General features: G+C 65.2%; 5 protein-coding genes and 1 tRNA gene. 3 read left to right on the top strand and 3 right to left on the bottom strand.

Features of this window, described 5'->3' with window-relative positions:
- Nucleotides 1-51: 51 nt before the first annotated feature.
- Nucleotides 52-128 (bottom strand) — tRNA-Met (locus RT131_RS05135).
- Between the two features lie 118 nt (nt 129-246).
- On the opposite strand from RT131_RS05135, the gene RT131_RS05130 reads away from it, so the two are divergent.
- The 3 genes from RT131_RS05130 to bfr all read left to right on the top strand — a co-directional run bounded on the left by RT131_RS05130 (nt 247) and on the right by bfr (nt 1725).
- Nucleotides 247-858, top strand: a complete 612-nt coding sequence (locus RT131_RS05130; protein WP_313170865.1) for an RNA pyrophosphohydrolase — start codon at nt 247-249, stop codon at nt 856-858.
- An 80-nt stretch (nt 859-938) separates the two neighbouring features.
- On the top strand, nt 939-1139 hold the full coding sequence (locus tag RT131_RS05125; protein ID WP_313170863.1) for a (2Fe-2S)-binding protein: 201 nt from the start codon (nt 939-941) through the stop codon (nt 1137-1139).
- A 115-nt stretch (nt 1140-1254) separates the two neighbouring features.
- Entirely contained in the window at nt 1255-1725 is a 471-nt protein-coding gene (gene bfr, locus RT131_RS05120) for a bacterioferritin (protein WP_313170861.1), read from the top strand.
- 16 nt (nt 1726-1741) lie between these two features.
- Here bfr and RT131_RS05115 read toward each other — a convergent pair whose 3' ends face one another.
- Both RT131_RS05115 and RT131_RS05110 read right to left on the bottom strand, forming a co-directional pair.
- On the bottom strand, nt 1742-4108 hold the full coding sequence (locus RT131_RS05115; protein WP_313171337.1) for an ATP-binding protein: 2367 nt from the start codon (nt 4106-4108) through the stop codon (nt 1742-1744).
- Nucleotides 4109-4188: 80 nt separating this feature from the next.
- Nucleotides 4189-6009: an EAL domain-containing protein gene (locus RT131_RS05110; RefSeq protein WP_313170859.1), complete on the bottom strand. Its 1821-nt coding sequence runs from the start codon at nt 6007-6009 to the stop codon at nt 4189-4191.
- Between the last annotated feature and the right edge of the window lie 6 nt (nt 6010-6015).

Genomic DNA, 6015 nt, shown 5'->3' with positions numbered 1-6015 from the left:
TGCCTTACCGCTTGGCGACGGGGCTGTAGTGCAGGTAAAACCTGCGTCCCTTGGTGGCTATGGGTGGACTCGAACCACCGACCCCAGCATTATGAGTGCTGTGCTCTAACCGGCTGAGCTACATAGCCTTGGGAGCCGGTAATTCTGGTGGTGCCGCGGCATTATGTCAACAGGTTTTTTTGCGCTTGTGGCCTGCGCAAGGCCATGGCAGAGTCCCCGGCAGTAGAAATTTTAGGAGTCCGCATCGTGATCGATCCGGACGGCTATCGACCGAATGTCGGCATTGTGCTGATGCGGGAAGACGGGCAGGTGTTCTGGGCACGACGTGTGCGCCGGGACGGCTGGCAGTTTCCGCAGGGTGGCATGAATACCGACGAGACCCCGGTCGAGGCCATGTATCGCGAATTGCAGGAAGAAACCGGCCTGCTGCCTGAGCACGTCGAAGTCCTGGGGGCGACCCCTGGTTGGCTTCGCTATCGGCTGCCTACCCGCGCCATACGCCACACCGAGAAGCAGGTCTGCATCGGCCAGAAGCAGGTCTGGTTCCTGTTGCGTCTGACCGGCGACGAGGCACATGTACGCTTGGATGAGACCGATACGCCGGAATTCGACCACTGGCGTTGGGTCGATTTCTGGTATCCGGTGGAGCATGTCGTTGTCTTCAAGCGTGGCGTCTATGCGCGCGCGCTGCGGCACCTGGCGCCATTGGCGCGGGGCATCGCGGGGCAGGGCGTGCAGGCGATGCCGGCGTCGGCACAGGAGGCCTGGATGCCGGGCAGCAATGCCGGGCATGAACGGCCCCGCAAACGGCCGCGGCGCCAGGGAGCTTGGCGTGGCAAGAAGATTAATAATGATTAACGCCAGAAATTGACAACCATTCGCATTTGCGATTGAATGCTGACACGGCCGATACGTGCCGGGTTCAGGGGCGTCAAGCCGTGTACGTTTGCATCTGCACTGGAGTTACCGATCACCAGATCCGTGAAGCCGCGCTTGCCGGCTGCGAAACGGTGTCCGAACTGACCATGCGTACCGGTTGTGGCTCCAACTGTGGTTCCTGCCTGGACATGGCCGCCGGCCTGCTGGAGCAGGCCCGCGCTACCCGCGAGCTGCCCCTGCCGCTGCTACGGGCTGCCTGAGCAGGCTCAGTCACCGCCATCGTCCTGGCGGTGGCTAATGATCACGATTCGCGTTCCTTCATCATCTGCCGGCAACCAGTAAAGTGCGCTAGTTCCCCTAGTCGGAGTCAGCGCCATGAAAGGCGACGCCAAGGTCATCGAATTTCTCAACAAGGTCCTCTACAACGAGTTGACCGCCATCAACCAGTACTTCCTGCACGCCAAGATGCTGAAGAACTGGGGCTTGAACGAGCTGGCCGAACACGAATACAAGGAATCGATCGACGAGATGAAGCACGCCGACGTGCTTTCCGATCGCATCCTGTTCCTCGAAGGGCTGCCCAACTTCCAGGCGTTGGGCAAGCTGCGCATCGGTGAGAATCCCACCGAAATCCTCAAGTGCGATCTGGCGCTGGAAAACGAGGCGGCGGCGGTGCTGCGCGATGCGGTTGCCTATGCCGAATCGATCAGCGATTACGTCAGCCGCGAGCTGTTCGTGAAGATCCTCGATTCCGAGGAAGAGCATATCGATTGGCTGGAAACCCAGCTTGATCTGATCGCGCGCATCGGCGAGCCCAACTACCTGCTGACCAAGCTGGAAGACTGATCCGGCGACCGCCGGATCAGTGTGATGCCGGCGCCTGCCCGCGCTGACCGGCCTGGTAGTCGGTCAGCGCCTGGCGCGCGCGTCCAAACTCGGCCACGATCAGGGCCACCATCACCGTCGGCCGTTCCAGCGTCCCGGCGCGCGCGCCATGCTCCAGCCGGCGCGCCGCTTCGGACAGGGCCAGTACGCCGACGTTGGCGCTTGAGGACTTCAGGCTGTGCGCGAGCTGCGCAAGTCGTTGCAGGTCGGTCATCACCGCTGCTTCCTGGAGATGCCGCACCAGTTGCGGGGTTTCTTCCAGGAACACATCGATGATGGCGTTGATTTCCTCGCCGGCGATCTCGAACAGTTCGTCCAGCACGCTGCGCTCCAGCACCGAGGCGGTGATGCCGTCGGTATGGGCGGTGGAGGCGGCGGCCAGTGCGTTGGCGGAGAGGTCGGCGATGGGCATGCTGATAACCGGTTCGTTGGTTGCGATGGAAGCGGGCTTGAAGGCCTGCAGGCAGGTCAGGAGTTGCGCGCGCGAGATCGGCTTGGACAGGTATTCGTCCATGCCGCTGTCGAGGCAGCGTTGGCGGTCGCCGGCCATGGCGTTGGCGGTGATGGCGATGATCGGCAAACGGGTTGTGGCCGCGCTGCTGGCTTCGTGCTCGCGCCAGCGGCCGGTAGCGGCAAAGCCATCCAGTACCGGCATCTGGCAATCCATCAATACCGCGTCGTAGCGTTTGGCGTGCATCTTGTCGAGGGCGATGGCGCCGTTTTCAGCGGTGTCCACGTCGCAGCCCACTATCTTGAGCAGCTTCTGCGCGACCATCAGGTTGACCGAGTTGTCTTCGACCAGCAGTACCTGCATGCCCTTCAGCTCGGCGGTAGCCGGTGCCGGGCTGCTGGCCGCGGCTGCCTTGGCCGCGGTGGTTGGCATCGATGGGTTCGGTGTTGCGGCCAAGGATGCGGCGGCGGTCCTGCCGATCGGTACGCCGGTTGCGGCGGACATCGGGGCGGGCGCGGCCGGGCTGGCAATGTCGCTGTCCTTCCACAGCAACAACGCCGGGTTTGGGCTCGGCGCCAGCTGCAGCGGTTCGGCCAGGGCGTTGCGCAGCTGGGTATCGGGCAGTTGCCGTGGCAGCAGGGTGGCGCCATCGCGCAGCGCATCGGCTATTGGCGCATCGCCGTACAGCCACAGCAGGCGCGGGCGGTTGTCATCCATCCGCTCCAGTGCGCGTTGCAGTGCCGGCGCGCTGTTGCGCAGTGGTTCCAGATCGCCGATCACCGCATGGAAGCTGCCCGAGACGGTGGGCTTGCGCAGCCGTTCCAGTGCTTCCTGCAGGTTGTTGGCGACCACCGGCTGATAGCCCCAGTTCGGCAGCACCAGCTGCAGCCGCTGGCGCAGGCGTGGCTCCGGGGTGACCAGCAGTACCTGGCGGGCGTTGCGCAGGTGCTCGGGCCTGTGCAGGTCACCGATGACCTTCAGCAGTGGAATCTCGAACCAGAACGTGGCGCCGCGCAACGGCTCGGATTGCACGCCGATACTGCCCTGCATCAGGTCGATGATGCGTTTGCAGATGGCCAGGCCCAGGCCGGTGCCGCCATACAGGCGGGTGGTGGAGGCGTCGGCCTGGGTGAAGGCGTTGAACAGGCGTTGTGCCTGGCTGGCATCCAGGCCGATGCCGGTGTCACGCACCTCAAAACGCAGGCGATGCTGCGCGGCGGTTTCACCCAGACGCTTGACGTGGATGCTGATCTCGCCGCGCTCGGTGAACTTGATCGCGTTGACCAGCAGGTTGCCCAGCACCTGGCGCAACCGCACCGGATCGCCGCGCACCGACAGGCGCACGGCAGGGTCGATATGCAGGGACAGGCGCAGGCCCTTGTGCTCGGCGGCGCGTTGCATCAAGCGCAACATCCCGTCCAGGGTCTCGCGCAGGTTGAAGGTGGTGATTTCCAGCTCCAGCCGGTTGGCTTCGAGCTTGGAGTAATCGAGGACGTCATCGACGATGCGGAACAGCTGCCGGGAACTCTCGGTCGCCGTATCCAGCATGTTGCGCTGTTCCAGATTGAGCGGCCCCTGTGCGACCAGCTCCAGCATCGGCAGGATGCCGTTCAACGGGGTGCGGATCTCATGGCTCATCGTAGCCAGGAATTCGCCCTTGGCCAGGGTGGCGGCTTCGGCGGCCTGCTTGGCTTCCAGCAGTGCCTGCTGCAGGGTGTTGTGGTCCTGCGCGGCGGCCTGCAGGCGCTTGTTCTCCAGCCGTGCCTCCTCAAGACGCAACTGCTGTGCATGCGCGTGCTGCATCTGCCGCCCGGCGCTGAGGGCGGCCACCAGCGCGGCAACCGCGGCGACACCGGCGCAGGCGGCGACCGCGACGCCGGGCACGGCCGCGATGAAACCGGCCGCACAGGCCGCAGCGGCGCAGGCTGTCGCCAGCAGCGCCCAACCGCGCGTGGCGCCGGATGCAGCGGCGTTCACAGCACCGCGTTCTGGAAGTCGAAGTTGAGTTCGCTGCCGGCGCGCTGCACCACGTTGCCCTGGATGAAGTCGATGCCGCCCATCCACATGGCCGCAGCGGCCTGCGGGTCCTCGATCTGCTGGCCGATGATCTGCAGGTTGGCGCGATGGGCAAGATCGATCGCACCGCGCAGTTCGTCACGCAGTTTCTGGTTGGCGTGCGCGTCGGCGTAGCGGGCGGCCATGCGGACGAAGCTCAGCGGCAATTGGGTGAGCAATGCATTGGCTTCGGCGCTGGGTTCGAACTGGCTCAGGCAGAACTGCACGCCCGCCGGCATCAGCTGCGCGCAGAACTGCTGCAAGGTCACTGCATGCACCAGTGCATCGGACAGGCGCACGTCGATGACCAGGCCGTTGCCGGCAACCTGGCGCTCCTGCAAGGCATTGAGCAGCCATTCCGCATAGGCGCTGCGGGCCAGGCTGCGCATCGACTGCGAGAGGAACAGGCGCATCGGCGGTTGCGCGAACTGGTACAGGTGCAGCAACCCCAGGGCATGTTCGACGACCTGCTGGTCGAGGTCGGCGATGCGTCCGGCGGCTTCGGCAGCAGGAATCACCTGGCCGGCGGAGAGCAGGGTGCCGTTGCTCTGGCGCAGGCGCAGCAGTACCTGGTACTGGGCGGTATCGCCGCCGGCGACGGCGACGATGGGCTGGTAGGCCAGCTCAAGCTGGCCCTCGAGCAGGGCCAGATGTTCGTTGTTGACGGCGACATCGCTGCTTTCATAGGCGGCGACGCCGGCGCTGCTCAGGCGCGCCTGCAACGCAGTACGTTCCACGGCTTCCAATGCGGCATCGGCGTCGTTCAGGTCCTGCGAGAGGTTGGCATGGCCAACCACGCAGCGCAGGAACACCGACTCATCCTCGCGTGGCGCAAACGGCTGTGCGGACAGACCGTCGCGTACCTGCTGGGCCAGTGCGGGCACGGCTTCTTCTTCGATGCCGCGGGTCAGCAGCAGGAAGCTGTTGTCATTGAGACGCGCCAGCAGGTGCGGGCGCAGGTTCTCGGCCAGGCGCTGCCCGGCCTGCACCATCAGGCGCTCGTAGCTGGCGTAGCCATAACGCTCGCGCAGGCCCAGCGCGCTGGCGATCTCGATGAACATCAGGCCGGCCGGTTGCTTCTCGGCGATGGCGGTCTGCAACTGCTGCATCACGTTATGACGGGTGGGCAGGCCGGTCTCGGGATTGTTCATCAGCGGGCCGGCATCGGTCTTGCCCAGCGCCTGCATGCGATTGCGGCGGATACGGTTGGCAACCGCGGCGACCAGGTGGCGCGGCCGGATCGGCTTGACCAGCACGTCATCGGCACCGCAGTCGAGCACTTCGAACTGGCGGTCGGGGTCGGCTTCACCGGTCAGGAACACGATCGGCAGCAACTGCTGGTGCGGCTGCTGGCGGATCATCGCGGTCAGGCGCATGCCGTCGAGTCCTGGCATGTGCAGATCCATCAGGATCAGGTCGGGACGGTGTTCGCTGATGGCCTGCTGCACGCCTTCCACTTCCATCTGCACGAAGGCCTGCATGCCGGCGCCATGCAGCACGCTCTGCGCGAACAAGGCCTGCGAGCGGTTGTCTTCGACAATCAGCACCCGGTAGGGGGTGTCGTCGCCGACATCGCTGGCCATGGCCGCCACGCCGGCGTCGGGGCCGCTCTTGAGCTGCGCCTGTACCGCCTCGGCGGGCGGCGCGTTGCGCACGCTCCAGCGTTGCCAGTAATCGGCAGGTGGGGTTTCCGCGCGTAGCGGGCGGGCAGATGCGGTGAGGGTGTCGGTGCTGGCCATCGGTGA

The sequence above is a fragment of the Stenotrophomonas sp. genome, assembly GCF_032066555.1.
In the GTDB taxonomy this organism is placed as follows: domain Bacteria; phylum Pseudomonadota; class Gammaproteobacteria; order Xanthomonadales; family Xanthomonadaceae; genus Stenotrophomonas.
Note: the sequence above shows the minus strand (reverse complement) of the source record. Positions and strands in the feature narration are given on the sequence as shown.

What these genes read in the sequence shown, in the direction of transcription:
- bfr (WP_313170861.1), top strand. Translation starts at nt 1,255, where the DNA reads ATGAAAGGCGACGCCAAGGTCATCGAATTTCTCAACAAGGTCCTCTAC.
- RT131_RS05110 (WP_313170859.1), bottom strand. Translation starts at nt 6,009, where the DNA reads ATGGCCAGCACCGACACCCTCACCGCATCTGCCCGCCCGCTACGCGCG.